We start from the raw sequence: 22914 nt of genomic DNA on the forward strand, positions 1-22914 counted from the left end.
CATGGCGCCACCGGTTTTCGGCATCGCCGGCTGGAAGAACGCGGGCAAGACCACGCTCACCACGCGCCTGATCGCCGATTTCGCCGCGCGCGGCCTGCGCGTCGCCGCCGTCAAGCACAGCCACCATGCGGCCATGGCCGGCGGCCCCGGCACCGACAGCGCGCGCCACCGGGCCGCCGGGGCCGCCGCCTCGGCACTGGTCTGGCCCGGCGGGTGGATGCTGGACGGAATGCGCCGTGGCGCCAGCGAGCCGATGCTCGACGAGGTCCTCGCCGCCCTGCCCGCCTGCGACCTCGTGCTGGTGGAGGGCTACAAGGGCGCGCCGCACGACAAGATCGAGACCCGCCGCGCAGACCAGCCGGACCCGCGCCGGCTCGAGGGCACCGTGCCCGGCGTCGTCGCGGTGGTCGCCGATCACGCCGTCGAAACGGCCCTGCCCCGTTTCCATTCCGACGACATCGCCGCTATCGCAGGTTTCATCCTCGAGAGGACCGGGTTGCGCCTTCCCTGAGGGAAGCCGGGCGGCGCCGCGCTTCTTGACCGGCCGTTCAAAAAACGCGGTTGCATTTGGCCGCCAAACCGGCTCACTATCAGGGTCAACGCGCCCACTGAAGGGCGCGGCACAGGCGGCCTCCCGGCTGCCGCAAAAGACAACCGCCAGAGAGGTTCAAGCATGTCCTTTTCCACCCGTTTCAAACTCGGTCTCGCCACGGCTGCCATCGCCCTCGCCATGGGCGCGGCCCATGCCGAAGACAGGATGAAGCTGAAGATCGGAACCGAAGGGGCCTACCCGCCCTTCAACAACCTGGAAGCCGACGGCACGCTGACCGGCTTCGACGTCGATATCGCCAAGGCGCTCTGCGACGAGATGAAGGCCGACTGCGAATTCGTCACCCAGGACTGGGACGGCATCATTCCCGCCCTCCAGGCCGGCAAGTTCGACGCCATCATCGCCTCCATGTCGATCACCGACGAGCGCAAGGAAAAGGTCGACTTCACCAACAAGTACTACAACACGCCGCCGGCCATCGTCGCGCCCAAGGACACCGACATCAAGGGTGTGACCAAGGAAGATCTCGCCGGCAAGGTGATCGGCGTGCAGGGGTCGACCACGCACTCCAACTATGCCGAGGCGACCTACACCGATTCCGACGTCAAGCTCTATCCGACCGCCGACGAGTACAAGCTCGACCTGGTCAACGGCCGTCTCGATGCCGTCAATGACGACATCATCGTGCTCAAGGAATTCCTGGCGACGCCGGAAGGCGCCTGCTGCAAGGTCGTCGGCACGATCAAGCCGGATCCCAAGATCCACGGCGAAGGCGCCGGCATCGCGGTGCGCAAGGGCGAAACGGAACTGGCCGAGAAGTTCAACAAGGCCATCGACGCCATTCGCGCCAACGGGAAGTACAAGGAAATCAACGACAAGTACTTCGACTTCGACGCCTACGGCGGCTGACCGGCAGGCATTCGCCGTCTGGAAACCGACCATGGCAGGCCAGCCGGACTGCCATGGTCCCTGAGGGGGCCGGCTGAGCATGGACAAAGTCGCCATATTGCTGTCCTGGGGCGACCAGGGATGGGCCGACGAGATCGCTTCCGGCGTCGTGGTCACGGTCGCGCTCGCGCTGGCCACGCTGCCGTTCGGCATGCTGCTCGGCTTCTTCATCGCGCTGGCCAAGCAGTCCCGCGAGCCGAGCCTGCGCCTGGCGGCGAACATCTACACCACGATCTTCCGCGGCCTGCCGGAACTCCTCACGCTGTTCCTGGTCTATTTCGGCGTGCAGATCGGCCTCACCCAGGCCCTGAAGGCAATCGGCTTCAGCGAGGGCATCGAGGTCAATTCCTTTGCCGCCGGCATGTTCGCGCTCGGCGTCGTCTTCTCCTCCTACGCGTCGGAAGTCTTCCTGTCCGCCTTCCGCGGCATTCCCCAGGGCCAGTATGAAGGCGGCTTCGCGGTCGGCCTGTCGTCGGGCCAGACGATGCGGCTCGTCGTCCTGCCGCAGCTCATCCGCATCGCCCTGCCGGGGCTCGCCAACCTCTGGCTGGTGCTGTTGAAGGACACGGCGCTGGTCTCCGTCGTCGGCCTGTCCGATATCCTGCGCCAGACCGGCATCGCCGCCCGCGTCTCGAAGGAAGCCTTCCTGTTCTACGGCATCGCTTGCCTGCTCTATCTGGTGCTGGCCATGATCTCGTCCATCGGCATCTCGGCCATCGAGCGCCGCGCGGCGCGGGGGAACGCCCGATGAGCATGGCCGCCGACACCACCCGCGTGGAACGCCCGCCCGCCCCGCCGAAACCCTGGACGCGCACGCGCATCATCGGCTGGCTGCTCGTTGCCTTCTGGGCGCTGGCCGGTCTCGGCTTCGTCATCTACCTCTACAACGCCTGGAACATCGACCTCGTCCAGAAATACGGCCCGCGCTACTGGTCCGGCCTCAAGACCACCATCGTGCTGGTCGGCCTGTCGCTGCTCGCCGGCGCCCTGCTTTCGGTTCCCGTCGCGCTGGCGCGCCTGTCGCGCAACCCGGTCGTCAACGGCATCGCCTACGCCTACGTCTACTTCTTCCGCGGCACGCCGCTGCTCGCCCAGGCCTTCCTCGTCTACTACGGCATCGGCCAGTTCTCCGCCGAACTGAAGGCCATCGGGCTCTGGGGCTTCTTCCGCGATGCCTGGAACTGCGCCTTCTTCGCCTTCACGCTGAACACCGCCGCCTACCAGGCCGAGATCCTGCGCGGCGCCATCCAGAGCGTGCCGAAGGGCCAGTGGGAGGGCGCCGACGCGCTCGGCATCCGGCGCTGGTACACTTTCCTGCGCATCATCCTGCCCCAGGCCCTCATCGTCGCGCTGCGGCCCTATGGCAACGAGATCATCCTGATGATCAAGGGATCGGCCATCGTCGCCATCATCACCGTCTACGACCTGATGGGCGAGACGCGCCGGGCCTATTCGCGCACCTTCGATTTCCAGACCTATCTCTGGGCCGCCGTCATCTACCTGCTGATCGTCGAGACCCTCCGCAACATCTGGGACCTGATCGAGAAGCGCCTGACCCGCCACCTGAAGCGCTAGAAGCAAGTCCAGCGAAAGTGGAAGCCGGTTTCGCGTCCGCAATTGCGAAAAGGCATCCGGTGAAAGGCTCGCGGTTTTCCGCCAGTCCGGACAATTCGATCCACGCCGGTTTGGCCGTCCGCCACAATGCCCGCCTGACCATTCGGGAGCGGGCATGGACTGGGAACCGGCAATCAGGCGAAACCGCGATGCGCTGCTGGCGGTTGTCGCATCGCTCCGGGCCATGGCGGCACAGGCAGGCGGCAACGTCCTTCCGCGTCTCGTCGTGCTTGCCATCCTGCGTATCCTTCGCCCGGCCGAATCGGCTGCGCGGCGGCTGATCGTCATCGTCGCGGCGGGGCTGAAGCAACGGAACCGGAGCGCACTCAAGCCGGGCCGGCCCTTGCCGGATTTTTCCCGCCTCCACGCCGGTTCGAGCGACCGGCCGCCGGTGTTTCCCCTGTTCGATCAGCCTTGGTCCCTGACCGCTCATCGCGAAAGACGGGGATCGGGCGGGGTTCCGCGCCTCTGGATGCCCGGGATGGACACACCGCCCGGCCTCCACCCGGCGACGGCCTGTCTGCAAGCCCGGCCCGAAGCCGGGGCCGCGCCTCTGCGGCGCCGGATCGCCGCCCTGCAGCACGCGCTGGAAACCCTGCCGGTGCAGGCCAGGCGGCTTCAACGCCTCATGAGGCAGCGCGACAGGGCGGTGGAGAAAAAGGCGAAGGCAGGTCGCTTGCCCGGCACGGCAGCCAATCCGCTGCCGCTCGGCCCCCTTCGTCCGGGCCGCCCGCCCGGTCACCGCGAACGGGCCCGCAACGAGGCCGATCTCATCCTGAAGGCGTGCCAGTCGCTGGCGCACTGGCGCCTGGGCGAAAGACGGCCGGACGCCCCGCCGTGATGCGCCGGGCCGAACCGCTCCGCAGGCATTTGACGCCGGCTTTCGCGGCCGGGCGGCAATTCCGCGCGCCTGCCGCCCTTCCCTCTGCCGCGCCCGCGCGCTAACAAACAGGCAAACGCAAAGAGGAAACGCGAAATGGCAAAAGTCGCATTCATCGGCCTCGGCGTCATGGGCTACCCCATGGCCGGCCACCTGAAGACCAAGGGCGGGCATGATGTCACCGTCTACAATCGCACCGCCGCGAAGGCCGAGAAATGGGTGGCCGAGTTTGGCGGCGCCCATGCGCCGACCCCGGCCGACGCCGCCAGGGACTGCGATTTCGTGTTCGCCTGTGTCGGCAATGACGATGACCTGCGCTCCGTGACCATCGGCGGGAACGGTGCCTTCTCCGCGATGAAGCCCGGCGCGGTCTTCATCGACAACACCACCGCCTCCGCCCACGTGGCCCGCGAACTCGCCGCTGCTGCCGCGGATGGCGGCTTCGGATTCATCGATGCGCCCGTGTCCGGCGGCCAGGCCGGGGCGGAGAACGGCGTGCTGACCGTCATGTGCGGCGGCGACGAGGAAACCTTCGCCCGCGCCCGGCCCGTGATCGACGCCTTTGCCCGCATGGTGGGCCTGATGGGACCGGCCGGTGCCGGCCAGCTGACCAAGATGGTCAACCAGATCTGCATCGCCGGCCTCGTCCAGGGACTGGCCGAAGGCGTGAACTTCGCCAAGAAGGCCGGGCTGGACGTCGAGAATGTCATCGACGTCATTTCCAAGGGCGCGGCCGGTTCCTGGCAGATGGAAAACCGCCACAAGACCATGAACCAGGGCAAGTACGACTTCGGCTTTGCCGTCGACTGGATGCGCAAGGACCTTGGCATCGTGCTGGAGGAAGGCAATGCCAATGGCGCCTCCCTGCCCGTCACGGCCCTGGTCGACCAGTTCTACAAGGACGTGCAGAACATGGGCGGCGGCCGCTGGGATACCTCCAGCCTGCTGGCCCGGCTGGACAAGTAGCGCCTGCCGCTGCCCTGCCGCGTTGATCCGCTCGCGACGGCGCAAAGGGTTTGACGCGGGCGCCGCCTTTGGCCAGACTTGCCGTCCATGATCAAAGGCGTATTGCTCGATCTCGCCGGCGTGGTCTACGAAGGGGACCACGTCATTGCCGGGGCTTCGGAGGCCGTCGCCCGCTTGCGCGGCGCCGGCCTTGCGGTGCGTTTCATCTCCAACACCACCCGCCAGCCGCTCTACGCCATCCTTGGCAGGCTGCATCGCCTCGGGCTCGACGTGAGCGACGCGGAGCTGCTCACGCCGGCCGTCGCCGCGCGGGGCTGGCTGGCGTCCAATGCCTGCTCGCCGCGCCTGCTCGTCCACCCGGACCTCGCCGAGGAATTCGACGGCCTGCCGGGCGACAGGGCACCGGCGGTCATCGTCGGCGATGCCGGAACCGCCTTCACCTACGATGCGCTCAACCGGGCCTTCCGCGAAATCGAGGCCGGCGCGGCCTTCCTGGCCCTCGCCCCGAACCGGGTCTTCCGCGATTCGGACGGGAAGTTGAGCCTCGATGCCGGCCCCTTCGTGAAGGCGCTGGAATTCGCCGCCGGCAGGCAGGCCATCGTGCTCGGCAAGCCATCGCCCGAGTTCTTCGCCCTTGCCCTCGATGACATGGACTGCGCGCCCGGTGACGCGGTCATGGTTGGCGACGACGCGGAGAACGATGTCGCCGGTGCGCTTGCGGCCGGGCTGGGCCAGGCAGTGCTGGTACGTACCGGCAAGTTCCGCCCCGGCGACGAGACCCGCTTCGAGCCGCGGCCGAGCCATGTCGCCGGCGATCTGGCAGCTGCGGCCGACTGGATCCTCGCCCGCAGCGGCGCGGCCGCGTCATGACGCTTGCGCGGTCGTCGACCGCCGCCGAGATCATCGCCGACCTGGCTTCGCTGGCAAACCCGGAGAACAAGGCCGGCATGGCCCGCTACGGCATCCGCACCGACCGGGCCTTCGGCGTCCCGAACGCGGTGCTGCGTCCGCTTGCCCGCCAGATCGGCCGCGATCATGCCCGCGCCCTGGAACTCTGGGAGTCCGGCTGGCGCGAGGCGCGCCTGCTGGCCGCCTTCACGGGCGAGAAGGACAAGCTGACACCCGACGAGGCATGGCACTGGGCGGCCGGCTTCGACAGCTGGGAGATCGTCGACAGTGCGACCGCGCTCTTCGCCGGGACGGAGGTCTGGCCCGATCTGGTAGCCGGCTTTGCTGCCGACGACCGCGAGTTCGTCCGCCGCGCCGGCTTTGCGACCCTCGTCTGGGCCTGCGTCCATCGCAAGAAGGAGCCGGACGCCACCTTCATCGCGTGGCTGCCGCTGGTCGAGGCACATGCCACGGACGGGCGCAATTTCGTCCGCAAGGCCGTCAACTGGGCGCTGCGGCAGATCGGCAAGCGGTCGCTGGCCTGCCATGCCCCGGCACTGGCCCTGGCCGAACGCCTGGCGGCAAGCGCGGACGCGACCGCGCGCTGGATCGGCAAGGACGCGGTCCGGGAACTGACCGCCGAGAAGACGCTGAAGCGCCTCGGAACCCGCGCGGCGAAACGCGTCAAGCCCGGGAAGCCCGCATGACCGGCGCCTGAGCCTTCATGCGAACGACCCGGGACGGATCGCTCCGTTCCGCTGCCTTATCGGCCGCCTTGTCCCCGTCCCGTCCGAACGGCCCTATGCTCTCACCGTGGCGCTGGTCCCGGCCAGGGGCGCAATGGGGCGGCCCGAGAAGCCACGACCCGCTCAGAACCCTTCGGCGGCTTCCTTGGTGATCTCGTTGAGCAGCGTGTTCACCGGGTCGCGGCCGGCACCCTCCGGGAGTTTGCGATGGCCGACGACCACCTTTCCGGGATTGTCGGCCGTCTCGTAGATGAACACCACGTAGGGGCAGTAGGCGATGTCGCCGATATCCTGTTCCATGACCTTGCGCGAGACCACCGCCGAGCAGAAGGTGAAGAACTCCGCGTCCTTGTACAGCGCCTTGGTGGCGCCGACGTCCCCGGCCGTGCGCTTCAGCATGTCGCCGATGAAGCCATGGTAATCGATCTTGAAGCCGCGGTTGACGATGGCGTCCTGGACCGCCTGCGCCGTGTCGGCAAACGCGTTGTCGGTCGTCATCGTGAAGACGTCGTCACCGGCTGCCAGCGCCGGCCCGGCAAGAACCGCCAGCATGGGGATGACGGCGGAAACGGCAAGCTTTCTCATGGCAGACCTCCCTGCGGAAAGAATTAGAAACATATGAAAATATGAATGTAAAACCGGTCAGGTCAAGTCACCTCGCCGGATCATCTTGGACTTTCGTACAATTTTGGCCACGCGCATTGAACGAAGGTCGAATCCGATGAATAATACTGCTCAAGCACTCCAAGAAGTGCACTATATTTCATAGGTCCAGACCCGAGGGAGGAAATCATGGACTTCAAAGCACTGGCGGCAAGTGCCGCTCTTTCCGTTGTCCTTTGCACCGGCGCCTTCGCGCAATCGGCTGAAGATCTCAAGATGGACGCCTCGACGCCGGGCGACATCCTCACCTACGGCATGGGCCAGGGCCAGCAGCGCTTCTCCCCGCTCGACCAGATCAACCGCGACACCGTGAAGCGCCTCGTCCCGGTCTGGAACTACTCGCTGAACGATTCCCGCGGTCAGGAGACCTTCCCGCTGGTGAAGGACGGCGTGATGTATGTCACGACCCACAATTCCACCGCCGCGATCGACGCCCACACCGGCAAGCAGATCTGGAAGACGATGGTGGAATACCCCGCCGAAACGCCGCGCGTGGCCTGCTGCGGCATCGTCAACCGCGGTGCGGCGCTCTACGAGGGCAAGCTCTTCCGCACCACGCTGGATGCCAACGTCGTGGCGCTGGACGCGGCCACCGGCAAGGAAGTGTGGAAGACCAATTCCATCGACTTCAAGACCGGCTACTCCATGACGGTCGCCCCGCTGATCGCCGACGGCGTGCTGATCGTCGGCGTGTCCGGTGGCGAGTATGGCGTCCGCGGCTACATCGAGGGCTACAATCCGGAAAACGGCGAGCGCCTGTGGCGCACCTACACCATTCCGGAGCCCGGCCAGCCCGGTTCGGAAACCTGGCCCAAGGACAGCGATGCCTGGAAGAACGGCGGCGGCCCCGCCTGGCTGACCGGCACCTTCGACCCGGAACTGGACACGGTCTACTGGGGCGTCGGCAATGCCGGCCCGTGGAACGCCAGCGTCCGCCCGGGCGACAACCTCTACACCGGCTCCATGCTGGCGCTGAACCCGAAGACCGGCGAGATCAAGTGGCACTACCAGTTCACGCCCAACGATCCGTTCGACTACGACGGCACCAACGAGCTGGTCATGGCCGACATGGACGGCAAGAAGGTCGTGATGCAGGCCAACCGCAACGGCTTCTTCTACGTCATCGACCGGACCAACGGGAAACTGCTCGCCGCCAACAAGTTCGTCGACCGGGTGGACTGGGCCGAGAAGATCGACCTCGAAACCGGCAAGCCGGTCCAGACGCAGCTGGCCGCGGACGCCCGTTCCGGCAAGCAGGTCGAGTACTGGCCGTCGGCCTTCGGCGGCAAGAACTGGTCGCCGATGTCCTACAATCCGGACATGAAGACCGCCTTTGCCAACACGCTCAACATCGGCATGAACTACAAGGCGGTCGAGCCGCAGTATCGTGCCGGCGTGTTCTACTTCGGCGCGGATTTCTCCTGGGCCTGGCCGGAGGGTGACCGCGGCTACCTGCGCGCCATCGACCCGATGACGGGCGCCACCAAGTGGAAGAACGGTACGGCCATCCCGCGCCTCGCGGGTGTCCTGTCCACCGGCGGCGGGCTTGTCTTCACCGGGCAGATGACCGGCGAATTCGAGGCCTTCAACTCCGAGACCGGCGACAGGCTCTGGCAGTTCCAGACCGGCTCCGGCATCGTCGGCCAGCCCGTCACCTGGGAGATGGATGGCCAGCAGTATGTCACCGTCGCATCCGGCGTGGGCGCCGTCTACGCGCTCTTCTCCGGCGACGAACGGCTGGCAAACATCCCCGCCGGCGGCTCCATCTGGACCTTCAAGCTGATGGGTGAATGACCCGATGAAGCGACTTGCTTGGGCAATCTGGCTTCTGGCGCTGCTTGCAGCGCCGGTTGCCGTGCTTGCAGCGGCCGATGGAACGGCCATACCGGACGTGTCGAAGGGGGCATCGCTGTACAAGCAGTTCTGCTCCCACTGCCACGGCATCAACATGGTCAATCCGGGCAATTCGTCCTTCGACCTGCGCAAGTTCCCGCAGGACCAGAAGGACCGGTTCGTCCACTCGGTCACCAAGGGCAAGGGCAACATGCCCGCCTGGGGCGACATCCTCCTGCCCGACGAACTGGAGAACCTCTGGCTCTACGTGGTCACCCGGGGCGGCAAGGAACCGCCGCCGGAGGGCACACTAGGCCAGGACGGACAGCCAGGGAGCGACAAGAAGGCATCCCTGGAAACGATAGAGGAAGGCAGGCTCACAGCCTGCCTTCCGTCCAATGGGGGGGCGCTTTCGCGCCGCCGCTACCAGGGTGGCGCGGGACTGGACTACGTTCTGTCGGAAGCCCTTGCCGCCAGGCTGGGGCTGACGCTTGAGGTCGTCTGGTACGAGAGCGAACCGGAGGAAGAGTCCGATCCCGTTCGCGAAACCTATGCCCTGCTCTCCAAGCCGGTCTGCGACATCGTCCCCGACCATCCGCTCTACGAATCCAACATCGGCGCTCCGCCCGCCGACCGTGCCGCGCCGCCACGCTGGAGCACCATGCCCCAGTTCTGGACGCAGGCCATGCAGGTGGACCTCGTGCCGGTTGCGGCCACCCGCCCCTATCGCCGCGCCGAACTGGGCATCGTCGTCGGTCCGAAGGCCGCAAACCGCACCATCGGTAAGCTCTCCGACCTGGCCGGCCTCACCGTTGGCGTCCAGCAGGGCACGCTCGGCGGCGTCATCCTGACCACGCAATTGCCGTCCGACATCAAGGCGAATTCCATCATGCTGCCGCCCGGCCCGCAATTTCTCTGGCGCATGGAAGAAGGCCGGTTCGACGCCACGCTGATCGATACCGGCGCCTTTGACAATCACAAGGTCCAGAACCGCATCACGAAGTTGCGCTTGACGGACTACCGCCACCCCATCGGCTTCAACATGGGCATTGCCTACCGGGAATCGGCCCGCGCGCTGGGCGCACGGCTCGATGCCGCGCTGAAGGCGCTCCTTGACGACGGCACGGTCGAGAAGATGGCCGAGGACACGGGCGTCACCTGGTCACCGCCGCGCGACCCGGTCGTTGCCCGCGCACTGACGACCAGCGACCTCTTCTCCATGCGCTGACGGGAACGGTCAGTCCTTGTCGAGCACCAGGTAGTCGAGCGGCAGTTCCGTCGTGTACTTGATCTGCTCCATCGCGAAGGATGACGACACGTCGCGGATCTCGATCTTGGCGATCAGGCGCTTGTAGAAGGCATCGTAGGCGGCGATGTCCGGCACGACGACGCGCAGCAAGTAATCCACGTCTCCGCTCATCCTGTAGAATTCCACGACCTCCGGGAATTCGGCGATGACTTCGGAAAAGCGCCGCAGCCATTCGTTGGAATGGGAATTGGTGCGAATCGAGACGAAAACAGTGACGCGTGCGTTGATCTTCTGCGGCTCCAGGATGGCGACACGCTTGCGGATCACCCCGTCTTCTTCCAGTTTCTGGATCCGCCGCCAGCACGGCGTCGTCGACAGACCGACCTTCTTGGCAATGTCGGCAACGGCCAGCGTGGCGTCTTCTTGCAGAAGACGCAGGATCTTTCTGTCGAGACGATCCATGGGAGACTCCTTGGAAATTCACTCCTCAATGCGCCTAAAACAACGCACCTTCAAGCAACCCTGTTCCAAGTTTTCCACGATCTATAGAATTACATGGCAACCAACCGCGATGGCGGCAGACAGCACTTCCCGGTCAGCCGATCACCAGGCGGCGCACCTCCGACCGCAGCACCGGCAGCAGGTCCCGCTCGAACCACGGGTTTCGCTTGAGCCATGCGGTGTTGCGCCAGGAGGGATGCGGCATCGCCAGCACCGCCGGCCCGCCCGGGCGGTTCCGGGTCGCGTCGAGAATGCGCTGCCAGTCGGCAACCGTCTCGGTCAGCGTGGCCTTCCGCAGGTCTCCCAGGTGCCATTTCTGCGCGTAGAGCCCGATGGCCAGCACCAGGTCGACCTGGTCCATCGACCCGATCAGGGCCGAGCGCCAGGCCGGGGCGCATTCCTTGCGCGGCGGCAGGTCACCGCCCTTGGCATCGAGACCGGGAAAGCAGAACCCCATCGGCGCGATGGCAACGCGCGCGGGATCGTAGAACGTGTCCCGCCCGATCCCCATCCAGTCGCGCAACCGGTCGCCGGAGGGATCGTTGAACGGTATGCCGCTGGCATGGACCCGCGTGCCCGGGGCCTGCCCCGCGATCAGCAGCCGCGCCGTGGCGGATTCCACGACCACCGGGCGCGGCTCGTGCGGGAGCGGCCTGCCCGCAGGCCGTTCCAGGCAGATGCGGCAGGCGCGGATGCGCGCTGCCACGTCCGCCGGGCTGTCCGGCCGCCGATCGGCCACGGCGTCAGGCGCCGTAGCTTGGGCGCGCCTTCATCGCCTCGTACCAGCGCGAGAAATTCGGCACGTCGTCGGGGATGGTGATGCGTGCCGGTTTCATGAAATCGGTGGCCACCGTCGCCGTGATGTCCGCGATCGAGTACCGGTCGCCGGCGATGAACTCGCGGCCGGCCAGTTCGCTGTCGAGCAGGCGGATGAAGTTGAGCGCCTTCGGCTTGTTGGCCTCGCCCCATTCCGCCACCTGCGGCACTTCCCAGGTCGCCATTGCCGGGTGGGTGTGCCGGAAGGCCTGGGCGACCGGCGCCAGGAAATGATGCTCGCAGCGCCGCTCCCACATCTCGATGATGGCGATGTCCAGCGGCGTCTTGCCCATCAGGTTGGGCTCCGGGTAGAGCGCCTCGAAGTAGCGGCAGATCGCCACCGATTCCGAGATCGCCGTTCCGTCGCCCAGTTCCAGCACCGGCAGCCGCTGCAGCGGGTTGCGCTTCGTCACCGCGTCGGACTTGTGGCCGAGCGCGCCCATGTCGACCGGCTCGAGCGGCACGTCGACGCCCTTTTCAGACAGGAAAATGCGCACGCGGCGCGGGTTGGGCGCCTTGCCGCCGTCGTAAAGCTTCATGTCAATCCTCCGGGAAAGCCGATTGTTATGATTCATCATTCTTGCCCGGCACCCTGCCCGCGGTCAAACAGGATTTGCCGGAGCCAGTTGACGAAAGTGCCGATGGCATCGTGCCGGCGCTCCCCGTGGTGGCCATGAAGCCGCCGCCACTCCTGCGGTCGCGTGAAGGTTCCCGCCCACAGGCCTTGGCGGGCCTCCCGGGCGGCAGCCTCCTCGTGCCGGTAGTCACCGTAGGCGACGGCCCAGCCGGCCGCGACCATGGCCCGGGAGAGGTCCTGACCGCCTGCCCGGCAGGTCGCGAGCAGGCGGCGATAGCGGTCGCGCTCCCAGCCGCTGCAATGAACCGGCGCGCTGCCCGCGATCCGCGCCAGGGCGGCGCTGGCCTCCTGTCCGCAGGCATACGGGCGCCCGTCCCTTTCGCAGGTCTGGTCGCGCTCCGGCGCATCGATGCCAAGCAGCCGCACCCGCTCGCCGGAAAACCGCAGCGTATCGCCATCCACGATCGCCGGACGGCCCTGGATGTCGAGCCGCGCGGCGCGCTCGCGGCCGGCGACCACCAGCGCCAGCAGGCCGAGCAGCGCGAACGCCAGCAGGATGTCGCGAAGGCGCCGCGATTTCGTCTCCCGATGCCGGGACCTGCGCCTTTTCATTAGGGTCCGTTAACCATTTGCGCATAATTTCCCGGAGCAAGTCTGCTTTTCCCCAAACCGGCCGAGGTCATGTCCGTCGCATTTTCCGACATTGCTGACAAGAACGTCCTCGACAAGCGCAAGGCCCATCGCAACTCCGAGGTGGCCAGGGCCGTGCGTTCGACCCGGGAAAAGCTCGCCACGCGTCCCGGCAACGTCAACTTCGACCGTGCGCTGCTGAAGATGCACGCCAATTCCGTGCTGGCGAGCAGCTTTTCCTTCCCCATCCTCATCGGCATCGTCACGGTCGCCGGGCTGGCCCTCAACATCGGCCTGCAGATGGTGATCTGGGGCCTGATGGCGATCCTGCTCTACGGCGGCGTGATCCTGACCGCCCGGAAGGTGCGCGCGACGCCGGAGGACCGCATCGACGTGCCCGTGGTGACGCGCCGTTTCCTCTTTGCCCACGCGATCGCCGGGCTGGGCTGGGCCGGTTTCGTCTTTCTGCCCTGCGAGACCTGCGGCCCCGACCAGGCGGCCATCATGCGGGCCGTCCTGCTCCTGCTGGCCATCGCCGCGACGGCGGTGATCGCCTGGGCGCTCAACGGGGCGCTGATCGCCTCTTTTGCCGCGCCGGTCGCACTCAATGCCTACATGAGCATTCTCGACTTCGACCCGGTGCGCATGTCCATGGGCGTGATGCTGATCGCCGCCCTGCCGTTCTTCGCCTATATCTCGCGGCACCTGCACCGCACGGCGGTCATGACCCTGTCGTTCCGCTCCGAGAACGATGCGCTGATCGCGGAGCTTGAAACCGCCAACGCGATCTCCGACGAGGCCCGCCGCCGCGCCGAGGAAGCCAACCTCGCCAAGTCCCGCTTCCTCGCCTCGATGAGCCACGAACTGCGCACGCCGCTCAACGCCATCCTCGGCTTCTCGGAGGTCATGGCCGGCGAGATGCTGGGGCCGCTGCGCAACGAGACCTACAAGGAATATGCGCGCGACATCCACGGCTCGGGCAAGCACCTGCTCGACCTCATCAACGAGATCCTGGATCTGTCGCGCATCGAGGCCGGACGGTACCAGATCAACGAGGAACCGGTCGCGCTGGTGGAGATCCTCGACGACTGCGTGCACATGCTGGACATGAAGATCCGCGCCAAGGACATCCGCATCGCGAAGCAGTATCATTCCGGCCTGCCCTTCGTCATGGCCGACGAACGGTCGGTCCGCCAGGTCGCGCTCAACCTCCTCTCGAACGCGGTCAAGTTCACGCCGCAGGCCGGCGAGATCGTCATCCGGGCCGGATGGACCCGCAGCGGCGGCCAGTACATGGCGATCATCGACAACGGGCCCGGCATTCCGGAAGAGGAAATCCCGGTCGTCCTGTCCGCCTTCGGCCAGGGCTCCATCGCCATCAAGAGCGCCGAACAGGGCACGGGCCTCGGATTGCCCATCGTCCAGGCGATCATGCAGATGCACGGCGGCCGTTTCGATCTGAAATCCAAGCTGCGCGTCGGGACCGAGGTCATCGCCACCTTCCCGGCCAAGCGCGTCCAGCCGGAGATGAACCAGGACAGGGAGAGCGCCTGATCCGGTCAGTGGGTCGGTACGGCAGCCGCATTCTTTTTCGCGGCCATGCCGGTCTGGCAGGCCAGTGCCGTGCGTACCAGGCCGGCACCAAGTGCAGCCGAAGCGCCCTCTCCGAGACCGATGCCGAAGTCGAGCAGCGGCTTCAGCCCGAGCCGACGCGCGGCGTCTGCCTCGCCCGGTTCGCCGGACAGGTCGGCCAGCACGCAATGGCCGGTCGCCAGCGGGTTGACCTTCCACAACACGGCGGCCGCGGCCAGCGGCGCAATGCCGCCAAGCACCACCGGAACACGTTCCATGCGAGCCGCGAGGATCGCCCCGGCCATGGCGGCAAACTCCCGCCCGCCGACACGGCGCAACGCCTCCAGCGGGTCGGCCAGGGCATCGCCATGCGTGGCGAAGGCCGCCTCGATGACGGCGCGGCGCGCCTGGCCTTCCGGCGTCGCCGGATCGCCCGCCCAGTCGGCAGGCTTGCCGCCGAACGCGCAGGCCATCAGGGCACCGGCCACCGCACCATTGCCGGCGCCGATGTCGCCGAGCGCCAGCAGGTCGACGCCGCCCATGATCGCTTCCATGCCGAAGGCCATCGTCGCGGCGCACTGGCGTTCGTCGAGCGCGGCCTCGACCGTGATGTCCCCGGTAGGATGCTCCAGGGCAAGATCGAGGATCTTGAGGCTGATGTTCTGGGCTTCGCAGACCTGGTTGACCATGCCGCCGCCGGCCGCGCACAGGTCGACCCGCCGCTGGGTTTCGGCCAGCGACCAGGGACCGCGGTTCGCGGCGACGAAGCCGTGGTTGCCGGCAAAGATCGCGGTCAGGGGCTTCATCACCGGCTGGCGCGCGTTTCCCCGCCATCCGGAATACCATTGCGCGATCGTGCCGATCCGTCCCAGTCCCTCGCCCGCCAGCAGCGCCTTGCGCGCTTCGCCGGCTTCCGCCAGCGCCTGCTTATCAGGATTTGGCAGGTTGCCGATCAGGGCGCGGAAATCGTCGAAGGGCGTGGTGTTGGCCATGAGGGTCGGTGCTCCAGGGACAGCGGATTTCGCACTTGCACATAGAGCATTTTTCCCGACGCGCAAAATACGACCTCCGTCGCCGCCTTGAAAAACGTGCCCCTCGAATCCATCATTATGAATGAGGCATGGCGCGACTGACCGGAAGGGTCGTCACGCAGTCTCGCACAGGCCCGAAAGCACCAGTGATGAACAGCATCCAGTCCCCTTGCATCCTCGTCTGCTCGATCGACCGCAAAACCGGCTACTGCTTCGGTTGCGGACGCACGATGACGGAGATCTCGAACTGGATCTTCATGTCGGATACCGATCGCGATGCCGTCATGGCCGATCTGCCCGCGCGGCTGGAAACCGTGGAACGGAAGCCCCGACGCGAGACCCGCCGGGCACGGATGGCCCGGGAGCGCTCCAGTCTGTCATGAGCCGCTTCGTCTGGGTTTTCATCGGCATCATCATCGCGACGCTGGTCTGGCTCCTGGTATCAGGCGAAAACGCCACGGTCTTCGGTCTCGACAATGACCGCTTCGCCCGCCTCGTCTACCTCGGGCTGCTGGGCACCGTGATTGGCGCTGCCGCGGTCGGTTCGAGCTTCCGCCTCGGCCATGCCGCACGCAATGTTGCGGTCTGGCTGCTGATCGCGCTGGCGCTCGTCGCGGGCTACCAGTACCGGTTCGAATTGCAGGACGTGGCAAGCGCCATCAGCGGCGGGCTCCTGCCGGGCAGCCCGATTGCGCTGTCCGGCGGCAACGGCAACGCGATCATGGTCATTCGGTCGGACACGGGCCATTTCGAGGTCGATGCCGAGGTCAACGGCAGGCCGGTCCGGTTCCTCGTCGACACCGGCGCGACCAGCACGGTCCTGACCGAAAGCGACGCGGCTTCCGTCGGTATCGATGTCGCGGCGCTGGCCTACACGATCCCGATCCAGACCGCCAACGGCACGGCGCGCGCCGCGCGGGCGCGCATCGACACGCTGGACATCGGCTCCATTCGCCGTCAGTCGCTGCCGGTGCTGGTGGCGGCCGACGGACAACTGGGACAGAGCCTGCTCGGCATGAATTTCCTCAACACGCTCGGCGGCCTCGACATCCGCCAGGACCGTCTCGTTCTGCACGACTGAACGGCGCAGCTCAGGCGAGGCTGTAGAAGAACCGGGCTGCGACGATCAGCATGAAGATGCCGAACGCGATTTCGAGCTGGCGCTTGCTTACCGCATGGGCGACGCGGACGCCGAGCGGCGCCGCCAGCATCGTCACCGGGATGATCATCGCCACGGCAATCCAGTTCACGAACCCGGTCGATCCGACCGGCAGGTTCGGGTCGCCCCAGCCGGCCCAGATGTAGCCGAGCATGCCCGGAACCGAGATCAGCACGCCGACCCCCGACGAGGTCGCCACGGCCTGGTGCATCGGCCGGCCGAAGACGGTCATGAACGTGTTGTTCAGCACACCGCCGCCAATGCCCATCAGCGTCGACAGGAAGCCCAGGATGAGGCCGATGATGGCCCGCACCGGGTTGCCGGGGATCTGCGAGCCGAGGCGCCAGTTCTCCCGGTTCAGGATCAGGCGCAGACCGACCAGGATGGCGATGCAGGCGAAGATGGCGCGCAATCCCGCGCTGGAAATCCCCGCGGCCACCAGCGAGGCCAGCACCACGCCGGCCGGGATGGGAACGAGAAAGCTCTTCAGCAGCGCCATGTCGACCGCGTTGCGCCGGAAATGAGCCTGGAAAGAGCGCAGCGACGTCGGCACGATGATGGCGAGCGACGTCCCGACCGCGATGTGCATGCGCACGCTGTCGTCCACGCCGAGGGCGCCGAGCGCCTGGTAGAACACCGGAACCATGACGGCGCCGCCACCGATTCCGAAAACCCCCGCAAGCACGCCGGCAATGCCGCCCACCGCCAGCGCCGCGACCGCGAAGGACAGGATTTCGGACAAAGGCAGATCGACCATGAGGCCCCCTCGTCGGCCGGAAAGGAAATGTGTTGCAGGTCCGCTAGCCGTTTCCGCCCGCCAAGTAAAGCTCAGGCGGCCGGCAGCCCGGCGCCCCGCCAGTCGACCGCGGCAAAGGCGGCCCTGAGCACCTCCGGCCCGGCCCCGGGCTTCACCGCCTCGGTGGACAGGATCTGCCGCCAGCGGCGGGACCCGGCCATGCCATGGAAAAGGCCGACCATGTGCCGCGTGACATGCGACATCCGGCCGCCGGCCGCCAGGTGCGCCGCGCAATAGTCAGCCATGGCATCGATCATTCCGGGATAGTCCGGCGCATCCGCCTCGCGCCCTTCCAGCAGGGCATCAACACCCCAGAGGAGATCGGGCTGCTGGTAGGCAGCACGTCCCAGCATCGCGCCGTCCACATGGTCGAGATGCCCCCTGGCTTCGTCGAGCGTCGCGATGCCGCCGTTGATGCCGACGAACCAGTCGCCATAGCGCGCCTTCAACCGGTAGACCCGGTCGTAGTCCAGCGGCGGAATATCCCGGTTCTCCTTCGGGCTCAGGCCTTGCAGCCACGCCTTGCGGGCATGGACCCAAAGTGCATCGGCCCCTGCCGCGTGCACCATGTCGGCCAGCCGGTCGAGTGCCACTTCCGGATCCTGGTCATCCACGCCGATCCGGCACTTGACCGTGACCGGGATCCGCACGGCGGCCTTCATCGCCGCCACCGACCGCGCGACCGTCTCCGGCTGCAGCATCAGGCAGGCGCCGAACGTGCCGGACTGCACCCGGTCGGACGGGCAACCGACATTCAGGTTGATCTCGTCGTAGCCGAAGTCCGCGCAGATGCGCGCCGCCTCGGCCAGTTTGCCGGACTCCGACCCGCCCAGTTGCAGCGCGACCGGATGTTCGCTCTTGTCGAACCCGAGCAGCCGCTCGCGCGGCCCGTGGATGGCGGCATCGGCAACCACCATTTCGGTGTAGAGCAGGGCCCGCTTCGTCAGCAGCCGGTGAAAGAAGCGGCAATGCCGGTCCGTCCAGTCCATCATCGGGGCAACCGCAAATCTATGTTGTTGATATTGCAAGCATTTTCCTTTAACTTCAGTGGACTAAAGGGAGAACGTGCACACACGTGTGCACTTTTTTTCTCACCTTTACGCAGCAATTTGAAGCTTCCCTGTGCACGTTTTGTGCACAAAAATCCAGAGCAGGTGGACCCGACCCATGGCTACCCTCACTAAGCTTCCTTCCGGCGCATGGCGCGCCCAGGTCCGTCGCAAGGGCCGTCATCTCTCCAAATCCTTTCGCCTGAAAAGCGAGGCTGAAGCCTGGGCGATCCAGGCCGAGCGCGCAATTCAACTCGACAAGAATCCGAATGGTCCTTCCATCAGTCCGAAGACCACATTCGGCGAGCTGATCGATCTCCACATCAGCGACCTGCATGAGGTGGGGCGACCATTGCTGCGTAGCAAGGCAAAATGCCTGGAGAAGCTGAAAGCCGACCTCGGATCAGAGCGGCTGAACAACCTGAATCGGGAACGATTGATTGCCTTCGGAAAGAGCCGCGCCAAGGAAGGCGCCGGGCCCGTCACGGTCGGCATGGATCTTGGCTACATCCGCACGATCCTGGTCCATGCATCGGCCGTTCATGGCATCGATACACCGACCGAAGATGTCACGCTGGCCCGCGTGGCTCTGCGACGTCTGGGCGTTGTCGGAAAAGGCATGGAACGCGATCGCCGGCCGACGCAAGACGAGCTGGATCGCATCATATCCTATCATGACAATAATCCACGACAGACGATCCCGGTCGGCCGCATCGTCAAGTTCGCTGTGGCAACGGCGATGCGCCAGGAAGAAATCTGTACGCTCCTGTGGAGCGACATTGACCTCAGGACATGCATGGCAACGGTGCGCAATCGCAAGGACCCGCGCCGCAAGCAAGGCAATCATCAACTCGTGCCACTGCTGGACGTGACCGGCTATGATGCGGTCGAAATACTGGAGGAGCAGCGCCGGCATGTTTCCCCCAAAGGACGCGTCTTTCCTTATAACGGACGATCACTTGGCACTGCTTTCCGCCGCGCCTGTCAGGATCTCGGCATCGATGACCTGCATTTCCATGATCTGCGCCACGAGGCGACAAGCCGTCTGTTCGAGGCAGGCTTCGACATTCCAGAAGTGTCGCTCGTCACCGGGCACAAGGATTGGAAAATGCTACGGCGCTATCTCAACCTCAAACCGCACCAGCTTCTGAGGCGCAAGGCGACAGCCGGGCGATATGGCAACCGATAGCGTCGCGCTTGTTCATGCTTCAACGAGAGCCGCTTGTTTTGGATCGTAGACAAAACGGCTGATCACGCCTTCCCGGATTTTCTCAACCGCGTCATCGATAACGAAGAGCGGAACGAGGAACCATTCACGCGGCACGACAGGGTTTCCAAAACGGTCCCTGATCTCAATATTCAGGCGTGCCGGTTCAAACACACGGTGGATCAGGTTCTCAAGCTTGGTCTGATTGATGTTATAGAGGACGTAGGTAGCGACAATCTCAACGTCAGCCATCAGGAAAGTTGGCTGGAGCCGCGCACCGGCGACGCGTTTGTCGACAGCCATGGTAGTAACACCGATCTTGTGGACCAGATCGCGGTTTTCAGCGACGAGCGGATGGTCTGACTTGCTGCGTAAGACATAGATCGTCCCGCTGGCCTCATCGCCATCCGCCGTCTGATTGGAAAAGAGTGGCCCGGCCGTTGGATCAGTGATGCGCCGCCCTGCTTCGTCCTTATTCAAGGCACGCTGAAGCGAACGCATCAGCATGTTGCTTTCGGTCCCATTGTCGAAAATCACGCGCAGGCGCGCGTCTGTCCGGCCGTGTTCGGTCGTCGTGATCTCTCCCATCTCGGCGACATAGGCTTTCTGCCCGCCAACGATGAAGAAGCGGCCTTGCTGAATTTCTGCCTTGAGCTCGAACGGTCTGGTTTCGCGGATCCCGCTGTCGAGCTCTTTCTGCACCTGATCAAACAGCGGCTTGAACGTGTCGAAATCTTCGCAGCGTTGCCGGTTTGCAATCTCCTCAGCTGCCTTCTTTTCCGCACTTGATCGGACATGCCGCAGCTCTGTGAGAGCGGACGCATCTGCATCAATGCCGAGTTCGGCGAGAAGTGCGTCATCATCCAGTTCATCAGCCGCAATTACGGGATCGGCCTTGGCTTCGCCTAACAGGCCCTGATGATCAAGCGGCTCGACAAGAACACGGCACTCTTCCTGCTCGCGAATACGATCGAGGCGCACCGCATAGAGGCGTTCGAAAATATCGCGACCGCCGCCATGCTGTGGTGGCCGGCCATGCTCTTCGACGAAACGTTGGATCTCCTCGAAGCCCGCGATGATCCGCTCTTCCCGCGGCGTACGGCTCGAAACGGTCTTGGTTTCGACTTCAACGCCAAGCTCGGCAAGCAGAGCATCATCATCATCGGTGAAGCCCTTAGCCATTGGCGGCCTCCTGCTTCATGCGCGCAAGGAAAGCTACACCTTCGGCCATGCGCTTTTCCCAGGCATCGGGAGATGTGATGGAGGGCAGACGGCCGCGTTCCTGCTTGAATTTGAGGGCGCGCTTTGCCAGATCGCGCGCCTCTTCCGGGGTCAGCTGGACCTTCTTTGCGGCGATGATCGATGCAACTTGCTTGAGGCTCTCCTCGCTCATCGTCTTGGCGAGGATCGCATAGGCTTCGCTGAAGGGATTGATCTGGTCAATCAGGTCGATATCGAGTTCACGGACGTCCATGGCAAACTTGCGCACGCCATCGATCAGCGCCGTATTGGCGCTCTTCTCATCGGTGTCGCTGGATAGTGCGATCTGTTTGGCCTTCTGGGTCAGGTTCAGCGCAGCTATGGCATTCTGGCGTACGGCTTCCTGATCACCATCATCAAGCTCGGGGTATTTGTCCTTGATGATTTTTCCAAGGCGGACCTGGGTAAGCTCTTGGGCGAGTGTTTCCCCTCCGACATGCTCACCGTCGAAGAGGCCCTTCTCCAAGGCGGTCTTGTCCTGGGCGAATGCTGCAATGACCTCGTTCAGGTCTTCCTTGCAAATGCGCTCGGCTTCCTTACTCTTCGGCTCAGACAGGCCCTTGATTTCAATCTGGAACTGGCCGGTACTTTCATTGAAGCCGACATTGCACTTGTCGGGATTATAGCCCCCTTCCCCATAGTCAAACCCTTCGACCGGTCCGCTCGCCTTGGCCTTGGGCGTGAAATTGAAACGCGGCGCCAGCACCTGTTCCATGAGGAGGCTGGCGGCGATCGCCTTCAGAGTGTCATTGACGGCCTCGGTGACAGCAGCTTCTGTCGCATCGGGCTCGGCGATCAGATTGGTGAAGCGGGCGTGCGTCTTTCCTGCGGCATCGCGGGTTGCCCGTCCGATGATCTGGACGATTTCGGTCAGGCTGGCTCGGTAGCCAACCGTGAGGGCATGCTCGCACCAGATCCAGTCAAAGCCCTCCTTGGCCATGCCAAGGGCGATGATGATGTCGACATAATCGCGATTGTTTTTCTGCGCGGGATCTTTCAGCGCTGCAGACACCTTCTCGCGCTTGGCGTCGTCATCGACCAGGTCCGCAATGCGCAGAACCTTGCCCTCCGCTGTCTTCACCAACTGAAAACCGGTCGCCGGATCAGTGCCCTGCCATTCGCCAAGCTCCTCGATGATGTGCTCGACTTCCCGGATCTTATCCTTGGTGCTCTCGCGTGAATTGACCGAGGGAATGTGGATAATGGTTTTCTCGGACGGATCGAGCACTTTGAGAATGTCGTCCGAATAGGCCCCCGAATAGAAAAAGTAGCCGATATCGAGTGATTTCAGATATTTGTAGCCGTTGAGCTGCTCGTAATAAGTGTATGTGACGGTTTCGAATTTCGCCTCATCATGAGGCATCAAAACCGGTTCCGCATCACCCCGGAAATACGAGCCGGTCATCGCGACGATGTGGACCTTGTCGCGAGCGATCAACTCGGTGAGCTGCGCGCCCAACTTGTTGTCGGGATTGGCCGAGACGTGATGGAATTCGTCCACAGCGATTAAACAATTGTCGAAAGCTTCGAGACCATATTTCTCAACCGCGTTGCGGAACGTCGCATGAGGGCAGACGAGGACCCGATCTTCCCCTTTCAGAAAAGCGCCAACCGATTCCGCCTTGCTGCCTTCTGAACCTGGCGCGTTACAAAGATTCCATCTTGGCTCGACATGCCAGTCAGCCCAGAACCCGAACTTGGTCAGCGGCTCATCGGCAAAGCTGGATCCGATCGATTTCTCCGGCACGGTGATGATGGCCTTGCGAAGGCCCTGATTGGCAAGCTTGTCGAGCGCGATGAACATGAGCGCGCGGCTCTTGCCAGAGGCTGGCGGCGATTTGATCAGAAGATACTGCTCGCCTCTTTTCTCATAGGCGCGCTCCTGCATCGGGCGCATCCCAAGCTCGTTGGACTTGGTGGATCTGCCGTTCTGAGCGTAAGTTACAGAGACTGACGGGACGGATTTCTTCGCTGTCATT

General features: G+C 64.8%; 24 protein-coding genes. 14 read left to right on the top strand and 10 right to left on the bottom strand.

What is annotated here, in order from left to right:
* Position 1 precedes the first annotated feature (1 nt).
* From mobB to CSC94_RS21615, 8 genes are all read left to right on the top strand, one after another.
* Positions 2-511 carry a molybdopterin-guanine dinucleotide biosynthesis protein B gene (mobB, locus tag CSC94_RS21580; RefSeq protein WP_099308455.1) on the top strand — a complete coding sequence of 170 codons (510 nt, stop codon included), beginning with the start codon at positions 2-4 and terminating at the stop codon, positions 509-511.
* Positions 512-673: 162 nt separating this feature from the next.
* The gene (locus tag CSC94_RS21585; RefSeq protein WP_099308456.1) at positions 674-1459 is read left to right on the top strand and encodes an ABC transporter substrate-binding protein; all 786 of its coding nucleotides are present in this window, start codon (positions 674-676) and stop codon (positions 1457-1459) included.
* A gap of 79 nt (positions 1460-1538) precedes the next feature.
* Positions 1539-2249 (top strand): ABC transporter permease, encoded by a 711-nt coding sequence (locus CSC94_RS21590; protein ID WP_099308457.1) that lies wholly within the window; start codon positions 1539-1541, stop codon positions 2247-2249.
* Entirely contained in the window at positions 2246-3073 is an 828-nt protein-coding gene (locus CSC94_RS21595; protein ID WP_099308458.1) for an ABC transporter permease, read from the top strand. The genes CSC94_RS21590 and CSC94_RS21595 overlap by 4 nt, the downstream gene beginning before the upstream one ends.
* A 154-nt stretch (positions 3074-3227) precedes the next feature.
* Positions 3228-3953: a hypothetical protein gene (locus tag CSC94_RS21600; protein ID WP_099308459.1), complete on the top strand. Its 726-nt coding sequence runs from the start codon at positions 3228-3230 to the stop codon at positions 3951-3953.
* Between the two features lie 84 nt (positions 3954-4037).
* Positions 4038-4958: an NAD(P)-dependent oxidoreductase gene (locus CSC94_RS21605; RefSeq protein WP_280950006.1), complete on the top strand. Its 921-nt coding sequence runs from the start codon at positions 4038-4040 to the stop codon at positions 4956-4958.
* A gap of 87 nt (positions 4959-5045) precedes the next feature.
* The gene (locus tag CSC94_RS21610) at positions 5046-5828 is read left to right on the top strand and encodes a TIGR01458 family HAD-type hydrolase (RefSeq protein WP_099308461.1); all 783 of its coding nucleotides are present in this window, start codon (positions 5046-5048) and stop codon (positions 5826-5828) included.
* On the top strand, positions 5825-6553 hold the full coding sequence (locus CSC94_RS21615) for a DNA alkylation repair protein (protein ID WP_099308462.1): 729 nt from the start codon (positions 5825-5827) through the stop codon (positions 6551-6553). Before CSC94_RS21610 ends, CSC94_RS21615 begins: the two co-directional genes overlap by 4 nt.
* A gap of 162 nt (positions 6554-6715) precedes the next feature.
* Here the strand turns inward: CSC94_RS21615 and CSC94_RS21620 are convergent, their stop codons facing one another.
* Positions 6716-7177, bottom strand: a complete 462-nt coding sequence (locus tag CSC94_RS21620; protein ID WP_099308463.1) for a DUF302 domain-containing protein — start codon at positions 7175-7177, stop codon at positions 6716-6718.
* A gap of 207 nt (positions 7178-7384) precedes the next feature.
* On the opposite strand from CSC94_RS21620, the gene CSC94_RS21625 reads away from it, so the two are divergent.
* Complete coding sequence (locus CSC94_RS21625) at positions 7385-9049, top strand: PQQ-dependent dehydrogenase, methanol/ethanol family (RefSeq protein ID WP_099308464.1); 1665 nt, start codon at positions 7385-7387, stop codon at positions 9047-9049.
* A gap of 4 nt (positions 9050-9053) precedes the next feature.
* Positions 9054-10316, top strand: coding sequence for a c-type cytochrome (locus CSC94_RS24715; protein ID WP_165784551.1), 1263 nt, complete (start codon positions 9054-9056; stop codon positions 10314-10316).
* 9 nt (positions 10317-10325) lie between these two features.
* Here CSC94_RS24715 and CSC94_RS21635 read toward each other — a convergent pair whose 3' ends face one another.
* The 4 genes from CSC94_RS21635 to CSC94_RS21650 form a co-directional block, all read right to left on the bottom strand.
* Positions 10326-10799 carry an Lrp/AsnC family transcriptional regulator gene (locus CSC94_RS21635; RefSeq protein WP_099308465.1) on the bottom strand — a complete coding sequence of 158 codons (474 nt, stop codon included), beginning with the start codon at positions 10797-10799 and terminating at the stop codon, positions 10326-10328.
* Positions 10800-10932: 133 nt separating this feature from the next.
* Entirely contained in the window at positions 10933-11544 is a 612-nt protein-coding gene (locus CSC94_RS21640; RefSeq protein WP_342585970.1) for a uracil-DNA glycosylase family protein, read from the bottom strand.
* Positions 11545-11581: 37 nt separating this feature from the next.
* Entirely contained in the window at positions 11582-12193 is a 612-nt protein-coding gene (locus CSC94_RS21645; RefSeq protein WP_099308467.1) for a glutathione S-transferase, read from the bottom strand.
* 35 nt (positions 12194-12228) lie between these two features.
* On the bottom strand, positions 12229-12843 hold the full coding sequence (locus tag CSC94_RS21650) for a thermonuclease family protein (RefSeq protein WP_099308468.1): 615 nt from the start codon (positions 12841-12843) through the stop codon (positions 12229-12231).
* A gap of 69 nt (positions 12844-12912) precedes the next feature.
* Between CSC94_RS21650 and CSC94_RS21655 the strand changes: the two genes are divergently transcribed.
* On the top strand, positions 12913-14415 hold the full coding sequence (locus tag CSC94_RS21655) for a sensor histidine kinase (protein WP_099308469.1): 1503 nt from the start codon (positions 12913-12915) through the stop codon (positions 14413-14415).
* Positions 14416-14420: 5 nt separating this feature from the next.
* Here CSC94_RS21655 and CSC94_RS21660 read toward each other — a convergent pair whose 3' ends face one another.
* Entirely contained in the window at positions 14421-15425 is a 1005-nt protein-coding gene (locus tag CSC94_RS21660; protein WP_099308470.1) for a nicotinate-nucleotide--dimethylbenzimidazole phosphoribosyltransferase, read from the bottom strand.
* A 188-nt stretch (positions 15426-15613) separates the two neighbouring features.
* Between CSC94_RS21660 and CSC94_RS21665 the strand changes: the two genes are divergently transcribed.
* Both CSC94_RS21665 and CSC94_RS21670 read left to right on the top strand, forming a co-directional pair.
* A complete protein-coding gene (locus CSC94_RS21665) occupies positions 15614-15847 on the top strand; it encodes a DUF1289 domain-containing protein (RefSeq protein WP_099308471.1) in 234 nt (77 codons plus the stop codon).
* Positions 15844-16545, top strand: coding sequence for a TIGR02281 family clan AA aspartic protease (locus tag CSC94_RS21670; RefSeq protein WP_099308472.1), 702 nt, complete (start codon positions 15844-15846; stop codon positions 16543-16545). Before CSC94_RS21665 ends, CSC94_RS21670 begins: the two co-directional genes overlap by 4 nt.
* A 10-nt stretch (positions 16546-16555) precedes the next feature.
* Here CSC94_RS21670 and CSC94_RS21675 read toward each other — a convergent pair whose 3' ends face one another.
* Both CSC94_RS21675 and dusA read right to left on the bottom strand, forming a co-directional pair.
* On the bottom strand, positions 16556-17380 hold the full coding sequence (locus CSC94_RS21675; RefSeq protein WP_099308473.1) for a sulfite exporter TauE/SafE family protein: 825 nt from the start codon (positions 17378-17380) through the stop codon (positions 16556-16558).
* 71 nt (positions 17381-17451) lie between these two features.
* A complete protein-coding gene (gene dusA / locus CSC94_RS21680; protein ID WP_099308474.1) occupies positions 17452-18447 on the bottom strand; it encodes a tRNA dihydrouridine(20/20a) synthase DusA in 996 nt (331 codons plus the stop codon).
* Positions 18448-18586: 139 nt separating this feature from the next.
* On the opposite strand from dusA, the gene CSC94_RS21685 reads away from it, so the two are divergent.
* Positions 18587-19657, top strand: a complete 1071-nt coding sequence (locus CSC94_RS21685; protein ID WP_099308475.1) for an integrase — start codon at positions 18587-18589, stop codon at positions 19655-19657.
* A 12-nt stretch (positions 19658-19669) separates the two neighbouring features.
* Here the strand turns inward: CSC94_RS21685 and CSC94_RS21690 are convergent, their stop codons facing one another.
* Together CSC94_RS21690 and CSC94_RS21695 are read right to left on the bottom strand one after the other, a co-directional pair.
* Positions 19670-20857 carry a GIY-YIG nuclease family protein gene (locus CSC94_RS21690; protein ID WP_099308476.1) on the bottom strand — a complete coding sequence of 396 codons (1188 nt, stop codon included), beginning with the start codon at positions 20855-20857 and terminating at the stop codon, positions 19670-19672.
* On the bottom strand, positions 20850-22913 hold the full coding sequence (locus CSC94_RS21695) for a pseudomurein-binding repeat-containing protein (RefSeq protein WP_099308477.1): 2064 nt from the start codon (positions 22911-22913) through the stop codon (positions 20850-20852). Before CSC94_RS21695 ends, CSC94_RS21690 begins: the two co-directional genes overlap by 8 nt.
* Position 22914 lies beyond the last annotated feature (1 nt).

The organism is Zhengella mangrovi, assembly GCF_002727065.1.
In the GTDB taxonomy this organism is placed as follows: domain Bacteria; phylum Pseudomonadota; class Alphaproteobacteria; order Rhizobiales; family Rhizobiaceae; genus Zhengella; species Zhengella mangrovi.

Coding starts and splice junctions, on each gene's coding strand:
- mobB (WP_099308455.1), top strand. CDS start 2: ATGGCGCCACCGGTTTTCGGCATCGCCGGCTGGAAGAACGCGGGCAAG.
- CSC94_RS21585 (WP_099308456.1), top strand. CDS start 674: ATGTCCTTTTCCACCCGTTTCAAACTCGGTCTCGCCACGGCTGCCATC.
- CSC94_RS21590 (WP_099308457.1), top strand. CDS start 1,539: ATGGACAAAGTCGCCATATTGCTGTCCTGGGGCGACCAGGGATGGGCC.
- CSC94_RS21595 (WP_099308458.1), top strand. CDS start 2,246: ATGAGCATGGCCGCCGACACCACCCGCGTGGAACGCCCGCCCGCCCCG.
- CSC94_RS21600 (WP_099308459.1), top strand. CDS start 3,228: ATGGACTGGGAACCGGCAATCAGGCGAAACCGCGATGCGCTGCTGGCG.
- CSC94_RS21610 (WP_099308461.1), top strand. CDS start 5,046: ATGATCAAAGGCGTATTGCTCGATCTCGCCGGCGTGGTCTACGAAGGG.
- CSC94_RS21615 (WP_099308462.1), top strand. CDS start 5,825: ATGACGCTTGCGCGGTCGTCGACCGCCGCCGAGATCATCGCCGACCTG.
- CSC94_RS21620 (WP_099308463.1), bottom strand. CDS start 7,177: ATGAGAAAGCTTGCCGTTTCCGCCGTCATCCCCATGCTGGCGGTTCTT.
- CSC94_RS21625 (WP_099308464.1), top strand. CDS start 7,385: ATGGACTTCAAAGCACTGGCGGCAAGTGCCGCTCTTTCCGTTGTCCTT.
- CSC94_RS24715 (WP_165784551.1), top strand. CDS start 9,054: ATGAAGCGACTTGCTTGGGCAATCTGGCTTCTGGCGCTGCTTGCAGCG.
- CSC94_RS21635 (WP_099308465.1), bottom strand. CDS start 10,799: ATGGATCGTCTCGACAGAAAGATCCTGCGTCTTCTGCAAGAAGACGCC.
- CSC94_RS21645 (WP_099308467.1), bottom strand. CDS start 12,193: ATGAAGCTTTACGACGGCGGCAAGGCGCCCAACCCGCGCCGCGTGCGC.
- CSC94_RS21650 (WP_099308468.1), bottom strand. CDS start 12,843: ATGAAAAGGCGCAGGTCCCGGCATCGGGAGACGAAATCGCGGCGCCTT.
- CSC94_RS21655 (WP_099308469.1), top strand. CDS start 12,913: ATGTCCGTCGCATTTTCCGACATTGCTGACAAGAACGTCCTCGACAAG.
- CSC94_RS21660 (WP_099308470.1), bottom strand. CDS start 15,425: ATGGCCAACACCACGCCCTTCGACGATTTCCGCGCCCTGATCGGCAAC.
- CSC94_RS21665 (WP_099308471.1), top strand. CDS start 15,614: ATGAACAGCATCCAGTCCCCTTGCATCCTCGTCTGCTCGATCGACCGC.
- CSC94_RS21670 (WP_099308472.1), top strand. CDS start 15,844: ATGAGCCGCTTCGTCTGGGTTTTCATCGGCATCATCATCGCGACGCTG.
- CSC94_RS21675 (WP_099308473.1), bottom strand. CDS start 17,380: ATGGTCGATCTGCCTTTGTCCGAAATCCTGTCCTTCGCGGTCGCGGCG.
- CSC94_RS21685 (WP_099308475.1), top strand. CDS start 18,587: ATGGCTACCCTCACTAAGCTTCCTTCCGGCGCATGGCGCGCCCAGGTC.
- CSC94_RS21690 (WP_099308476.1), bottom strand. CDS start 20,857: ATGGCTAAGGGCTTCACCGATGATGATGATGCTCTGCTTGCCGAGCTT.
- CSC94_RS21695 (WP_099308477.1), bottom strand. CDS start 22,913: ATGACAGCGAAGAAATCCGTCCCGTCAGTCTCTGTAACTTACGCTCAG.